Annotated in this window: 13 protein-coding genes; 6 read left to right on the top strand and 7 right to left on the bottom strand. The window is 68.5% G+C overall.

Features of this window, described 5'->3' with window-relative positions; all coding sequences use genetic code 11:
* From ftsL to B8W69_RS27945, 4 genes are all read right to left on the bottom strand, one after another.
* Positions 1–756 (bottom strand): cell division protein FtsL (ftsL, locus tag B8W69_RS27960; RefSeq protein ID WP_500684409.1); only part of this gene is annotated, 756 nt, incomplete at its 3' end.
* Positions 753–2,006, bottom strand: coding sequence for a 16S rRNA (cytosine(1402)-N(4))-methyltransferase RsmH (gene rsmH, locus B8W69_RS27955; RefSeq protein WP_110882091.1), 1,254 nt, complete (start codon positions 2,004–2,006; stop codon positions 753–755). The genes ftsL and rsmH, both read right to left, overlap by 4 nt.
* On the bottom strand, positions 1,981–2,412 hold the full coding sequence (mraZ, locus tag B8W69_RS27950; protein WP_064877499.1) for a division/cell wall cluster transcriptional repressor MraZ: 432 nt from the start codon (positions 2,410–2,412) through the stop codon (positions 1,981–1,983). Before mraZ ends, rsmH begins: the two co-directional genes overlap by 26 nt.
* Before the next feature lie 394 nt (positions 2,413–2,806).
* Positions 2,807–3,208 carry an SCO2097 family morphological protein gene (locus tag B8W69_RS27945; protein WP_085292923.1) on the bottom strand — a complete coding sequence of 134 codons (402 nt, stop codon included), beginning with the start codon at positions 3,206–3,208 and terminating at the stop codon, positions 2,807–2,809.
* A gap of 336 nt (positions 3,209–3,544) precedes the next feature.
* On the opposite strand from B8W69_RS27945, the gene B8W69_RS27940 reads away from it, so the two are divergent.
* Positions 3,545–4,153, top strand: a complete 609-nt coding sequence (locus tag B8W69_RS27940) for a GNAT family N-acetyltransferase (protein WP_085292922.1) — start codon at positions 3,545–3,547, stop codon at positions 4,151–4,153.
* Positions 4,154–4,338: 185 nt separating this feature from the next.
* Positions 4,339–4,989 carry a lipoprotein LppM gene (gene lppM, locus B8W69_RS27935; RefSeq protein WP_085292921.1) on the top strand — a complete coding sequence of 217 codons (651 nt, stop codon included), beginning with the start codon at positions 4,339–4,341 and terminating at the stop codon, positions 4,987–4,989.
* On the opposite strand, the gene B8W69_RS27930 is transcribed toward lppM, so the two are convergent.
* Complete coding sequence (locus B8W69_RS27930; protein WP_085292920.1) at positions 4,986–5,879, bottom strand: mycobacterial-type methylenetetrahydrofolate reductase; 894 nt, start codon at positions 5,877–5,879, stop codon at positions 4,986–4,988. The two genes, lppM and B8W69_RS27930, sit on opposite strands and share 4 nt — an antisense overlap.
* A gap of 262 nt (positions 5,880–6,141) precedes the next feature.
* Between B8W69_RS27930 and idsA2 the strand changes: the two genes are divergently transcribed.
* A complete protein-coding gene (gene idsA2 / locus B8W69_RS27925; protein WP_085292919.1) occupies positions 6,142–7,191 on the top strand; it encodes a bifunctional (2E,6E)-farnesyl/geranyl diphosphate synthase in 1,050 nt (349 codons plus the stop codon).
* 4 nt (positions 7,192–7,195) lie between these two features.
* Complete coding sequence (locus B8W69_RS27920; protein WP_085292918.1) at positions 7,196–8,737, top strand: alpha-(1->6)-mannopyranosyltransferase A; 1,542 nt, start codon at positions 7,196–7,198, stop codon at positions 8,735–8,737.
* A gap of 10 nt (positions 8,738–8,747) precedes the next feature.
* On the opposite strand, the gene B8W69_RS27915 is transcribed toward B8W69_RS27920, so the two are convergent.
* Positions 8,748–9,152: an Rv2175c family DNA-binding protein gene (locus B8W69_RS27915; protein ID WP_085292917.1), complete on the bottom strand. Its 405-nt coding sequence runs from the start codon at positions 9,150–9,152 to the stop codon at positions 8,748–8,750.
* Positions 9,153–9,232: 80 nt separating this feature from the next.
* Between B8W69_RS27915 and B8W69_RS27910 the strand changes: the two genes are divergently transcribed.
* Together B8W69_RS27910 and B8W69_RS27905 are read left to right on the top strand one after the other, a co-directional pair.
* Positions 9,233–10,564 carry a protein kinase domain-containing protein gene (locus tag B8W69_RS27910; RefSeq protein WP_439330648.1) on the top strand — a complete coding sequence of 444 codons (1,332 nt, stop codon included), beginning with the start codon at positions 9,233–9,235 and terminating at the stop codon, positions 10,562–10,564.
* Positions 10,565–10,710: 146 nt separating this feature from the next.
* Positions 10,711–12,054 (top strand): FAD-dependent oxidoreductase, encoded by a 1,344-nt coding sequence (locus tag B8W69_RS27905; RefSeq protein WP_085292916.1) that lies wholly within the window; start codon positions 10,711–10,713, stop codon positions 12,052–12,054.
* Here the strand turns inward: B8W69_RS27905 and B8W69_RS27900 are convergent.
* The gene (locus B8W69_RS27900) at positions 12,051–13,439 is read right to left on the bottom strand and encodes a class II 3-deoxy-7-phosphoheptulonate synthase (RefSeq protein WP_085292915.1); all 1,389 of its coding nucleotides are present in this window, start codon (positions 13,437–13,439) and stop codon (positions 12,051–12,053) included. The two genes, B8W69_RS27905 and B8W69_RS27900, sit on opposite strands and share 4 nt — an antisense overlap.
* Between the last annotated feature and the right edge of the window lie 78 nt (positions 13,440–13,517).

The raw sequence follows: 13,517 nt of genomic DNA, 5'->3' as shown, positions 1-13,517 counted from the left end.
GGGCTCCACTCGCATCGAGACCTCGGGCGGGGCGGCCGGCGGCATGGGCGGCTGCGGCACCTCGTCGGGGAGCTTGTTGTTCAGCGGGGGCGGCGGAACACCGTCGGCCGGCTTGGGAGTTCCGACCACCACCCAGTTCCCGGACGCGTCCTGGACCAGGTGCGCGGTGTCCCTGCTCGGGATCATGCCCTGCTTGCGGGCGGCCTCCGCCAGCGCCGGGGCGGCTTCTGCGTCGCGCACGTCGCGCTCCAGCGCTTCCTTCTGCTGCTGCAGCAGCCGGGTCCGCTCCCGGGCGTGGCTCAACTTGTAGGAGCGCTCGGCGGAGTCGGTGGACAGCCACAGCGTCAGCCCGAGCCCGACGCCCAGCGCGCCGATGATCAGCACGACGAACGGGACCTTGCTGGCCAACGTCCGCGGCCGCAGGTCGATGGCCGCCAGCCGGGCGGCCAGCCGCTCGGTCAGGCGAGGGCGAACAACCTTCGGCGCCTTGGCTTTCCGCGCCTTGGCCCGCGCCTTGGCCTGGCTGGTGCTCTTGGGCCGGGCCGGCCGCTCGACCGGCCGGGCGATGGGGCTGGTCTGCGGCGCGGACTTGGGCGCGCGGGCCTCACGGGTGGGCGCCGAGGTCCGGCCGCCCCGGGCACGCCGCGCCGAGCCGGATTCGGCGGCGGACCGGCGGCTCCGCCGGGCAGAACCGTCGCGTCCGCCCCGACGGTCGCTGCCGCCGCGCCCTTTGGACGTCTCGCGCTCTGCTCTCATGCGTCGCCTTTCCCGCTAGCCTGCTGTGATCCCATTCGTTGCAGCGCCCGCAATCGCACTGCGGCACTGCGTGGATTGCGTTCGACCTCGGTGGCGTCGGCGCGTCCGGCGCCGTGCGTCAGGGCCCGGAATCGCGGCTCGTGACCGGGCAGCTCGACCGGCAGATCCACCGGGGTGCGCGACGCGACCGCCTGGGCGAACAGCCGCTTGACGATGCGGTCCTCGAGCGATTGGTAGGCCATCACCACGATGCGCCCGCCGACGTCCAGAGCGTCCAGGGCGGCCGGGAGCGCACGGCGCAAGGTGTCCAGCTCATCGTTGACCGCGACCCGCAGCGCCTGGAAGGTGCGCTTGGCCGGATGCCCGCCGGTGCGCCGGGCCGCGGCCGGAATCGCTTCGTAGAGCAGGGCTACCAGGTCCGAGGTCGAGGCGAACGGCTGACGCGCGCGCCGGCGCACGATGTGCGCGGCGATGCGACGCGCGAACCGCTCCTCGCCGTAGCGGTGCAAGATTTGCGCCAGCTCCGCCTCGTCGTAGGTGTTGACGATGTCGGCCGCGGTCAGCGGCGACGAGGGGTCCATCCGCATGTCCAGCGGCGCGTCCTGGGCGTAGGCGAAACCCCGCTCGGGGCGATCGAGCTGCATTGACGACACCCCGAGGTCGAACAGCATTCCGTCCACCGATTCCATTGCCGCATAACCTGATTCGACGAGCGCCGCGGCTATGCCGTCGTAGCGCGTGTGCACCAGCGTGACCCGGTCGGCGAAGCGCGCCAGCCGTGCCCGGGCGATGTCCAGCGCGCTGGGATCGCGGTCGAGTCCGATCAGCCGCAGGCCCGGCAGGTCGGTGAGGAACCGTTCCGCGTGCCCGCCGGCGCCGAGCGTGGCGTCCAGCAGCGTCGCCCCCGACCCGTCGGGGTGGTGACGGGTCAGTGCGGGCGTGAGCAGTTCGACGCAACGTTCGAGCAGGACGGGGACGTGCCCGTAGTCGTCGGAACTCGAATTATCAGCCACCGCAACGCCTCCACGGATTCTCCGGCACCCGTCGCCCACTCGGGCCTTCAAGAGACCGGCCTTCGCGCCGCTGCGGGTCTGTGCCGCCCGGACCGGCCTTACCCGGTGCGGCGCCCCTGCATCGAGGCCTCTGACCGAAATCGCGAACCTGGCGTTGGGGAAGTACGCCAGGGTCGGTTCGGGCAGAGGCCACGTTGCACGGGCATGCGCCTCAGATGATGTCGCCGAGTGCTTCATCGCTGGCCGCGGAGAAGTTCTCTTCGTGGGTCTGTTGGTAGTCCTGCCAGGCCTGCGCATCCCAGATCTCGAGGTTGTCGATCGCGCCGATGACCACGCAGTCCTTCGTGAGGTTCGCGTAGCGCCGGTGATCGGCCGACAACGTGATCCGGCCCTGCGCGTCGGGATGCTGCTCGTCGGTGCCGGCGGCGAGATTGCGGAGAAACGCCCGGGCCTCCGGGTTGCTCCGCGAGGCCTTGCTCGCACGGCGGGCCAGTTGCTCGAACTCCGCCCGCGGGTAGACGGCGAGGCTGTGGTCCTGGCTCTTGGTGACCATCAACCCCCCTGCCAGCGCGTCGCGGAACTTGGCGGGCAGCGTCAGCCGCCCCTTGTCGTCGAGTTTGGGCGTGTAGGTGCCGAGAAACACCAGCTCACCTCCCCTATGGGGTCACCCAAACACTGCAGCCACCATACCCCACAATCCCCCACTACGCCCCATTCTTTGAGTGTCGTCGTGGCGTTTTCGGGGTTATCCGTCGTCAGGACGCAGTCAAGGCCCCATCTGGGGTGTGTCGAGGCCATCCCCGGTTGTGTTCCGGGCCCGCGCTCAAAGGATGTTTACCAGGTAAAACGCTCATTGTGGGGCGTAGTGGGGAACGTTAGTGGGGCGCGGTGGGGCGTAAATGTCGCGACGCGCCTCGGTTGGGGCTCGATTGGGCTGCAAAACGGCATCGACGGTTGATTGCCAGCGGCTCGGCCGCCGAGCGGATCCCGGAAAAAAATCGGGGCAGCCGATGGCTACCCCGAATGTGTTGACGCGCTCACTCGTCGAAGCGGCGGCGGAACCGATCCTCCATGCGGCTGGTGAACGAACCCCCGCCCTTGTTGCGGCGCTGACGCAGCGAGGTGGGCGCCGGGCCGGAATGGTCGGGCCTGCCGGACAACCGGGGGCCGGTGATCGCGAAGATCACTCCGCCAAACATGACGATGAATCCGAAGACGCTGAGGATCGGGAAGTTTCCGATCATCGTCGCCTTGAACGCCACTCCGGAGACCAGCATCGCCAGACCGATGACGAACAATGCCACGCCCTGCAGCCGCCGACGGGCGGTGGGTGCGCGGAAGCCTCCGCCGCGGACACTTGACGCAAATTTGGGGTCCTCGGCGTAGAGAGCGCTCTCGATCTGATCGAGCATCCGCTGCTCATGATCGGAGAGTGGCATTCGTCCCTCCTTGCCGACTGTTTGGCACGTGACTACCGGTAGCACGCGGATGCCCGTTGCCGGGGCAACTAATTGAATGATACGAGGTCAATCTGCCCCATACCACTGGTTCGGCGCCGATTCTATCCCGGCCGCCTCCCGACCCACCGCCAGACCGGAACGACGTGCGCTACAACCGGCTTCCCGAACCGGACGGTTCGTCGCTCCGGTGCCATGACCGCCCGTCGGCCCGTCGCACACGGGTCCGATAATGGGCGATGGCGGCCCGGTCTACAGCGACCACATATGCCGAGGCGCCGCACGAGCCTGGATCAGCGATGAGGAGGAGACCGCGAGTTGGCGATATTCCTCATCGATCTGCTTCCCAACGACATGGAGCGGCGCCTGGGTGACGCCCTGGCGGTGTACGTCGACGCGATGCGCTACCCGCGGGGTACCGAGAACCAGCGCGCCGCGATGTGGCTGGAACACATCCGGCGACGGGGCTGGCAGGGTGCCGGCGTCGTGGAAACCCAGGAAGCCGCAGACGCAGGCGCACAACCGCCCTCGGCGGAGGACCTGGCCGGCGCCCCGTTGCTCGGTGTGGCCTACGGCTACCCCGGCGCGCCCGGGCAGTGGTGGCAGCAGCAGGTCGTACTGGGCATGCAGCGCCACGGCTCGCCGCCCCAGGAGATCTCCCGGCTGATGGACAGCTACTTCGAGCTGACCGAGCTGCACATCCATCCCCGCGCCCAGGGCCGCGGTCTCGGCGAGGCGTTGGTCCGACGGCTGCTCGCCGGTCGCCCCGAGCAGAATGTGCTGCTCTCGACGCCGGAAATCAATGGTGAACCCAACCGCGCCTGGCGGTTGTACCGGCGCTTGGGTTTCACCGACGTGATCCGCGGCTACCACTTCGCCGGCGACCCGCGGGCGTTTGCGATTTTGGGCCGTAAGCTACCCCTGTAACACCCGAACCCGGCACACAGCGGAAGACTCCGCTTCGATGCGCCACTTATTGCTTCGATGTGCCACTTATTTAAGTGGCACATCGGATCTGGCACGATGACCTGGTGCGAGCCAGCTCTCCCCCGCCCCGCAGCCGAGGATCCCGAGCGTTTCGAGCTCGGCGGCGCCGCCTGACGGCCATCGCGATGCTGCTGCTGGTGGTGCCGTTGGCCACCGGATGCCTGCGAGTCAGGGCCTCGCTCACCATCTCCCCCGACGACCTGGTGTCCGGCGAGATCGTCGCCGCCGCGAAACCCAAGACCTCCAAAGACACCGGTCCCCAACTGGACAGCAACAACCTGCCGTTCAGCCAGAAGGTGGCGGTGTCGAATTACGACAGCGACGGCTACGTCGGCTCGCAGGCGGTGTTCTCCGACCTGACGTTCGCGGAGCTGCCGCAGCTGGCCAACATGAACTCCGACGCCTCCGGGGTGAACCTGACGCTGCGCCGCAACGGCAACCTGGTGATCTTGGAGGGCCGGGCGGACCTGACCTCGCTGACCGACCCCGAGGCCGACGTCGAGCTGACGGTGGCCTTCCCCGGCGTCGTGACCTCCACAAACGGCGACCGGGTCGAACCCGACGTGGTGTCGTGGAAGCTCAAACCGGGCGTGGTCAGCACCATGACCGCGCAGGCCCGCTACACCGACCCCAACACCCGGTCCTTCACCGGGGCGGTGGTGTGGCTTTGCATCGCGTCGTTCGCGGCCGCGGGCGTGGTGGGGCTGCTGGCCTGGGTCAGCCGGGACAGGTCGCCCCGGTTGACCGCGCCGCGCGACCAACCGCCACCCGATTAGCCCGGGGTCGGTGACCAGTAGGCGAGCATCTCCGCGAACGTCTGGAAGGCCGGCCCGGAGTTCCCGTAGGTCGCCTCGAGGTGGATGCTCAGCGGGAAGCCGAGCTCGGCGACCCCGTCGATGACGCGTTTGTAGAGGTCGACCATCTGCCGGCGCTTCTGCGCCGGTTCGCCGGCGGCCAGCTCCTTGACGAATTCCTGCTCTGCGGCCACCGCCGGATTGCCCGGGTCCTGAATCAGCCAGTTGATCAGTCCGACCCGGCTCTCCATCTTCGGTACGAAGCCGAACGACAGCAGGATCTCCGGCCGATGATCGGTCTGGCGGGCGAACTCGGTCAGGAAGCCAACGATCGCGTCGGAGTACAACAGCTGGGTCATGCCGTAGGTGGCGCCCTGGTCGCACTTGAAGTTGAACCGGCCCTGTTCACCGTCGCGGGTCGGGATCAGGATGACGCCGCGGTTGGTCAGCAGCTCGCGGTAGATCGACAGGGCGTCGGTGGGGGCGACGCCGGACCCCTCGCCGTCGTTCATGGTGCGCGGCACGCCGACGAAGACCACGCCTTCCATGCCGGCCGACGTCAGCTCGGTCAGCCGCGTGCGCAGCGACGGCTCGTCCATGAACGCGGTCACCTGCGTGCAGAGGCCCTTGATCCCCGGCAGTTGCGGCTTGACGACCGACCAGAACTCGAGCACGTCCAACTTGGGCTTCATCTGGATGGGACGGTCGTCGTCCTCGGCGATGATCCCCGGAATCATCACGTGCCGGATCCGGCCGCCCAGACCGGCCTCGGCCGAATTCCGCACCACCTTCTGCGCCTCTTCGAGTGCCCGCTCGCGACCTTCGTCGGCGTTCGGCGGCACCAGCTCGAGCGCAATGGTGTTGAGGGTCACGCGGCTTCTCTCCATCTGACGACTATCGGCCCCGGGGGCGTCTGGTGGCCGCGCAGTCTGCGCGCGGGCCCAGCGCACCCGCCAGCATAGGGGCGGGTTAGTGAGGCAGGCGAAGCAACTGGGTCCACCCGCCCCGGTCACGTGCGGAGCGGCACGGGTGGCGTGGCGAATACACTGGTCGGGCCTGGAACACCCAGCCAGCCGAGCAGAAAGGGGCGCCGCGCTGAGCCTAGGAGCTTCAGAAGCAGCGGCAACCGTCGAGTTGACCGGCGCCATCACCGACCAATTGCGGCGGTACATGCATGACCGGCGCACCGAAACCGCGTACATCGGTGACGACTACAGCGGTCTGATCGCCGCGCTGGAAGATTTCGTACTCAACGGGGGCAAGCGGTTACGGCCCGCGTTCGCCTATTGGGGCTGGCGCGCCGTCACCACCGAAGCCCCCGATGAGCAAGCGCTGCTGCTGTTTTCAGCGCTCGAGCTGCTGCACGCCTGCGCGCTGGTGCACGACGACGTGATCGACGGCTCCTCGACCCGCCGGGGCCGGCCGACCACGCACGTCCGGTTCGCTGCGCTGCATCGCGACCGGCACTGGCAGGGCTCGCCGGAGCAGTTCGGCATATCAGCCGCCATCCTGCTCGGCGATCTCGCGCTGGCCTGGGCCGACGACATCGTCTTCGGTGTCGAGCTGACGCCGCAGGCTTTCAGGCGGGTGCGGCGGGTGTGGGCCAACATTCGCACCGAGGTGCTCGGTGGGCAGTACCTCGACATCGTCGCCGAGGCCAGCGCGGCCGCCTCGATCGCCGCGGCGATGAACGTCGACACCTTCAAGACCGCCTGCTACACCGTGTCCCGGCCGCTGCAGCTCGGGGCGGCCGCCGCGGCCGACCGGCCCGACGTCCACGACGTCTTCAGCCAGTTCGGAACGGACCTGGGGGTGGCGTTTCAGTTGCGCGACGACGTGTTGGGGGTTTTCGGTGATCCCGCGGTCACCGGCAAGCCGTCCGGTGATGATCTGCGATCCGGCAAGCGCACGGTGCTGCTGGCCGAGGCGGTGGAGTTGGCGGAGAAGTCGGACCCGGTGGCGGCCAACCTGTTACGCACCTCGATCGGGGCTCGGCTGACCGACGCGCAAGTGGATCAGCTGCGCGACGCCATCGAGTCGGTGGGCGCCCTGGCCGCCGCCGAACAACGGATCGCCGCGCTGACCCAGCGGGCGCTGGCAACGCTGGCGGCCGCACCCATCAACACCGCGGCCAAAGCGGGGCTGTCCGAATTGGCCAAGCTGGCCACGAACCGGTCCGCCTGAACCGATGACGACGCCCACGGACGCCCCGGCAGCGGATTCACCGGCCGCCAAACCCTCTCGCGGCGAATGGTTTTCCCGACTGAGGGCATTCGTCGCGTCCGGCGACTCCGGTCCGGCGAAGCTGGGCATGCTGGGATCGGTACTGATCACACTGGGCGGGCTGGGCGCGGGCAGCACCCGCCAGCACGACCCGCTCCTCGAGTCAATGCACATGTCCTGGTTGCGGTTTGGCCACGGCCTGGTGCTGTCGTCGATCGTGTTGTGGATCGGCGTCGGCCTGATGCTGATCGCGTGGCTGGCCCTGGGCCGTCGGGTGCTGGCCGGCGAGGCGAGCGAGTTCGTCATGAAGGCCACCACCGGCTTCTGGCTGGCGCCGTTGCTGGTGTCGGTGCCCGTCTTCAGCCGGGACACCTACTCGTATCTGGCGCAGGGCGCGCTGCTGCGCGACGGCCTCGACCCGTACGCGGTGGGGCCCGTCGCCAACCCAAACAGCCTGCTGGACAACGTGAGTCCCATATGGTCGATCACGACGGCACCCTATGGCCCGGTGTTCATCCTGGTGGCGAAGGTCGTCACCATCGTCGTGGGCAACAACGTGGTGGCGGGCACCATGTTACTGCGGCTGTGCATGCTGCCCGGCCTGGTGCTGCTGGTCTGGGCGACGCCCCGGGTGGCGCGGCATCTGGGCACCGACGGTTCGACGGCGCTGTGGATCTGTGTGCTCAACCCCCTGGTGCTGATCCATCTGATGGGCGGGGTGCACAACGAGATGCTGATGGTGGGCCTGATGGCCGCCGGCATCGCGCTGACGTTCGCCGGCCGCCACGTCGCAGGTACCACGCTTATCACGGTCGCCATCGCGGTCAAGGCCACTGCCGGCATCGCGCTGCCCTTCCTGGTGTGGGTGTGGATGCGGCATTTGCGTGATCAGCGGGGATATCGGCCGGCGCCAGCGTTTTTCGCCGCCACGGCGTTGTCGCTGCTGATCTTCGTCGTGGTCTTCGCGATCGTGTCCGCGGTCGCCGGCGTCGGCCTGGGCTGGCTTACCGCGCTGGCCGGATCGGTGAAGATCATCAACTGGCTGACCGTGCCGACCGCCGCCGCCAACCTGATCCACGCGATCGGCAGCGGCTTCTTCCCGGTGAGCTTCTACCCGATCCTGCGCGTCACCCGGCTGGTCGGCATCGCGGTCATCGCAATCTCGCTGCCGCTGTTGTGGTGGCGGTTCCGCCGCGACGACCGGGCCGCGCTGACCGGCATCGCGTGGTCGATGCTGATCGTGGTGCTGTTCGTGCCGGCCGCCCTGCCCTGGTACTACTCGTGGCCGCTGGCGATCGTGGCCCCGCTGGCGCAGTCGCGGCGGGCGGTCGCAATCATCGGCGGCCTGTCGACCTGGGTGATGGTGATCTTCAAACCCGATGGCTCGCACGGCATGTACTCGTGGCTGCACTTCTCGCTGGCCACCGCGTGCGCGCTGATCGCTGGGTACAGCCTGTACCGGAGTCCCGTGCGGCGGGCCGAGCGAGCCGACGTCACCGCCGGATGAGCGATCGGGTTCAGTAGGCCATCGCCTGCGCCCGGCGCACGACTTCCCGCGCCTGGTGGGCGTGCAGGGCGTCGACGGGACGGGCGTTGTTGAGGGCATCCCGGCTGCCGTCGCGGGTGACCGTCAACGAGGGGTCCCGGGTGAACAACCAGCGCACGATCTCGGTGTCGTGATAGCCGCCGTCGTGCAAGATCGTCAACAATCCCGACAGGCTCTTGACCACCTCACCGGACTTGGTGAAGAACACCTGCGGTACCACCAGTCCCTCGCCGCGGCGAACCGCAACCAGGTGCCCCTCCCGGAGTTGCTGGTGCACCTTGGTGACCGGCACCCCCATCAATTCGGCGACCCGCTTCAGGTCATAGATCGGCTCGTCGGGTTCTAGCACATCGTCGCCGGCAGGAATACTGCTCATCCGGGCAAGTGTAGGCCTAGATGGCCGCGTTGAGCCCGTGTTCTACCGGCCAATCACGGCCGCGCACCTACGATGGCCCCGTGGCCCCAGCTGAACCGCCCGGCCCTCCCCCGCGAGCGGGCGGGACCCCCACCTCGGGTCGGCCCGGCCCGCATCGTCGCCGACCCGGGGCCGGATCGGTCGACCCGCTGGACAACACTTTGCTGGACGGCCGCTACCTGGTTCAGTCCAGGATCGCCAGCGGCGGCACCTCGACGGTGTATCGCGGCCTGGACACCCGGCTCGATCGTCCCGTCGCGGTGAAGGTGATGGATTCCCGCTACGCCGGCGACGAGCAATTCCTGACCCGCTTCCAGCGTGAGGCGCAAACCGTGGCCCGGCTGAAGGATCCCGGGCTGGTGGCGGTCTACGACCAGGGCCTGGACGCCCGGCACCCGTTCCTGGTGATGGAGCTCATCGAGGGTGGCACGCTGCGCGAACTGCTGGGCGAACGCGGACCCATGCCGCCGTACGCGGTGGCGGCGGTGCTTCGTCCGGTGCTCGGCGGGCTGGCCGCCGCCCACCGGGCCGGCCTGGTGCATCGCGACGTCAAGCCCGAGAACGTGCTGATCTCCGACGAAGGCGAGGTGAAAATCGCCGACTTCGGTTTGGTCCGGGCCGTCGCGGCCGCCGGAATCACCTCCACCAGCGTGATTTTGGGCACCGCGGCCTACCTGTCGCCCGAGCAGGTGCGCGATGGCGACGCCAGTCCGCGCAGCGACGTCTACTCCACGGGGATCATGATCTATGAGCTGCTGACCGGGCGCACCCCGTTCACCGGCGACTCGGCGTTGTCGCTCGCTTACCAGCGGCTGGACACCGACGTGCCGCCGCCCAGCGCGGTCATCGACGGTGTGCCGGCGCAGTTCGACGAATTCGTCCAGCGCGCGACGTCCCGCGACCCGGGCGAACGGTATGCCGACGCCATCGAGATGCGCGCGGACCTCGACGCGATCGCCGAAGAGCTTGCGCTGCCGGCCTTTCGGGTGCCGGCGCCCCGCAACTCCGCACAACACCGGTCGGCGGCGCTGCAGCGCGGCCAGACCCCCCAGCGGCCACCCACCGCGCAGCAGCCCGACCCACCCGGCCCGGCGCCGGTGCGTCAGCCCACTCGCCAGATGACGCGGGGCCCCCAGGACTGGTCGGAGCCGGCCCGCCCGCCACAGACCGACGGCGAGGACGAGGACGAGGACGATTACGAATATGAGGCGGTCGCAGGCGAATTCGCGGGGATCCCGATCAGCGAATTCGTCTGGGCGCGTCAGCATAACCGGCGCATGGTGCTGGTCTGGGTGGCGCTGGTGCTGGCGATCACGGGGCTGGTCGCCACCGCGGCGTGGACGATCGGAAGCAACCTGAACGGGCTACTGTAGCGGGCCGGGCGCCGCCGTATGCCGGCAAGGATGCGCCGCCCGGCGGCCACGACCCCGGCGAGCCGACCGCGCTCCCAACGACACGAATCTTAAGCCAATCACAAAGTTTTCTTAGTTTTCTTAGTTTTGGTGTACCGTGGTTCTGCATGGGTCCGGCACTGCATGACGTCGACTCGCCGAACCGGCTCGGCGAGCACGCGATCGTACTAGGTGCCGGAATGGCGGGTTTGCTTGCTGCGCGCGTGCTTTCGGAGTTCTACGATTCGGTCAGCGTGGTCGAGCGGGACAGGTTGCCCGACCACCCGTGCCATCGCAGGGGCCTCCCCCAAGGCCGCCACGCGCACAACTTCCACAGCCGCGGCCTGCAGGTGCTGGACGAACTGTTTCCCGGCCTGCTCGAGGACCTGTCCAGGGCAGGGGCCGTTGTCGTCGACGACGGCGATCTGTCGCGGTTCTACGTGCGTGTCGGGCGCTACGAGCTGAAACACTCGGGCGCGTTCAGCGATCCGGATGCGTTGGCGCTCTATATGACGACCCTGCCGTTCATGGAGTTCCACCTGCGCCGGCGGGTCAAGGCGCTGCCCAATGTGACGTTCCTCGACGGGCACGACGTGTCCGGGCTTCTCACCACCGCGGACATCGTCAACGGTGTCCGAATCACCCGGCGCTACAACGGTTTTCTTAGGGCGGTGGACGCCGATCTGGTGGTGGACGCCATGGGGCGCGGGGCGCGCACCCCGGCGTTCTTGGAGAGCCTGGGGTACGAACGGCCAACCGAGGCCCGGGCGGTGGCCAGAATCGGCTATGCGAGCCAACAGCTGAGCATCCCCGAGGGATCGATCGCCCAGCGGCTGGTGATGTTCAACCCCGGGGGCGGCAGGCCGGGCGGTTTGTTGCTTGCCAACGAGCACGACACGTTCATGCTGGCGATCGGCGTGCCGGCCGACGGCGGCGAGCCGCCAACCGATTTCGACGCGCGACGCTACGACCAGCTGGCCGAATTCCCTTCGGGGTTGCTGGTGATCGGCGACGCGTTATGCAGTCTCGATCCGACCTACGGCCAAGGCATGACTATCGCCGCGCTGGAGGCACTGACCCTGCGCGATTGTCTGCGCGCGGGAGATGCGCACCTGGCACAGCGCTTTTTCCGGGCGACGGCCCAGTACATCGGCGAGACATGGGCCGCCAATCGGACCAGAGACCGGACCACCTCCGGCGTCTACCGGCCACGCGGGATCCGGCAGCGACTGCAGGGCTGGATGTCCAGGGCGGCGCTGAACGCCGCAACCCAGGACATGGTCCTGACCGAGCGCTTCTTTCGAGTCTCCAACTTCATCGACCCGCCGTCGCGGCTCCGAGCGCCCGCCCTGCTGCCGCGCATCGTGTGGGGGAACCTACGAGCCCGGTTCACGCGGCAACAACGCCACGCGGCCACGGCTCCGGTCGCGCAGTCGAGCCCACAAAGGGAGCGGCTTTCGGTGCGCCGCTAGTCGCGCAGCATCTCCGCGACGAGGAAGGCCAATTCCAGCGACTGTTGGGTGTTCAGCCGTGGGTCGCAGGCGGTTTCGTAGCGGCCGACCAAGTCGGTGTCCGAAATGTCTTGCGCCCCACCCAGACACTCGGTGACGTTGTCGCCGGTGATCTCCACGTGGATGCCGCCCGGGTGGGTGCCCAGCGCGCGGTGCACCTCGAAGAACCCCTGCACCTCGTCGACGATGCGGTCGAAGTGGCGGGTCTTGTAACCGTTGGACGACTCGTGGGTGTTGCCGTGCATCGGGTCGCACTGCCAGATCACCTGGTGACCGGTGGCCTGGACCTTCTCCACGATCGGGGGCAGCAGATCGCGCACCTTGTTGTTGCCCATCCTGCTCACCAGCGTCAGCCGGCCGGGCTTGTTGTGCGGGTCGAGCCGCTCGACGTACTCGACGGCCAGCTCCGGGGTGATCGTCGGGCCGATCTTGACGCCGATCGGGTTGGCGATCACCTCCGCGAATGCGATGTGCGCGCCGTCCAGCTGACGGGTCCGCTCACCGATCCACACGGTGTGCGCCGACAGGTCGTACAGCTGCGGTTCGCCGCTGTCGCTTTCGGACAGGCGCAGCATGGACCGCTCGTAGTCGAGCACCAAAGCCTCGTGGCTGGCGTAGATCTCGGCGGTCTGCAGGTTGCGGTCGGCCACGCCGCAGGCGCTCATGAAGCGCAGGCCGCGGTCGATCTCGGTGGCCAGCGCCTCGTACCGGGCGCCGGCCGGGGAGGTCCGGACGAATTCGCGGTTCCAGTCGTGCACCAGGTGCAGCGAGGCCAATCCCGAAGACGTCAGCGCCCGAACCAGATTCATCGCCGCGCTGGCGTTGGCGTAGGCGCGCACCAACCGCGACGGGTCATGCTCGCGCACGGCGGCGTCCGGGGCGAAGCCGTTGATCATGTCGCCGCGATAGGACTTCAACCCCAGCGCGTCGATGTCGGCCGACCGCGGCTTGGCGTACTGCCCGGCGATGCGGGCCACCTTGACCACCGGCAGACTCGAGCCGTAAGTCAGCACCACCGCCATCTGCAGCAGGGTGCGCACATTGCCGCGAATGTGGGGTTCGGTGTTCTCGGTGAACGTCTCCGCGCAATCGCCGCCTTGCAGCAGGAACGCCTCGCCCCGCGCTACCTGGGCCAGCTGCTCCTGCAACAGGACAATCTCCGACGGCACCGTCACCGGCGGCACGCTCTCCAGGACCGTGCGCATCGCCCTCGCCCGGTCGGCGGGCCAGCTGGGCTGCTGGGCGGCCGGTTTGGCCAGTGCGGCGTCCAACCGCGCCCGCAGATCGGTCGGCAGCGGCGGCAGCGGCGGCAGCTGATCGATCGGTATGTCGACGGTCCAGTTCATCGGTTCATCTTAACTGGGGCACGGACGCCGCAGGTCAGGGTTGATCTGCGCGAACTCGACTCTGCGGGCCCATCCGCC

This window comes from Mycolicibacterium vulneris (assembly GCF_002104765.1).
Classification (GTDB): Bacteria; Actinomycetota; Actinomycetes; order Mycobacteriales; family Mycobacteriaceae; genus Mycobacterium; species Mycobacterium vulneris.
Note: the sequence above shows the minus strand (reverse complement) of the source record. Positions and strands in the feature narration are given on the sequence as shown.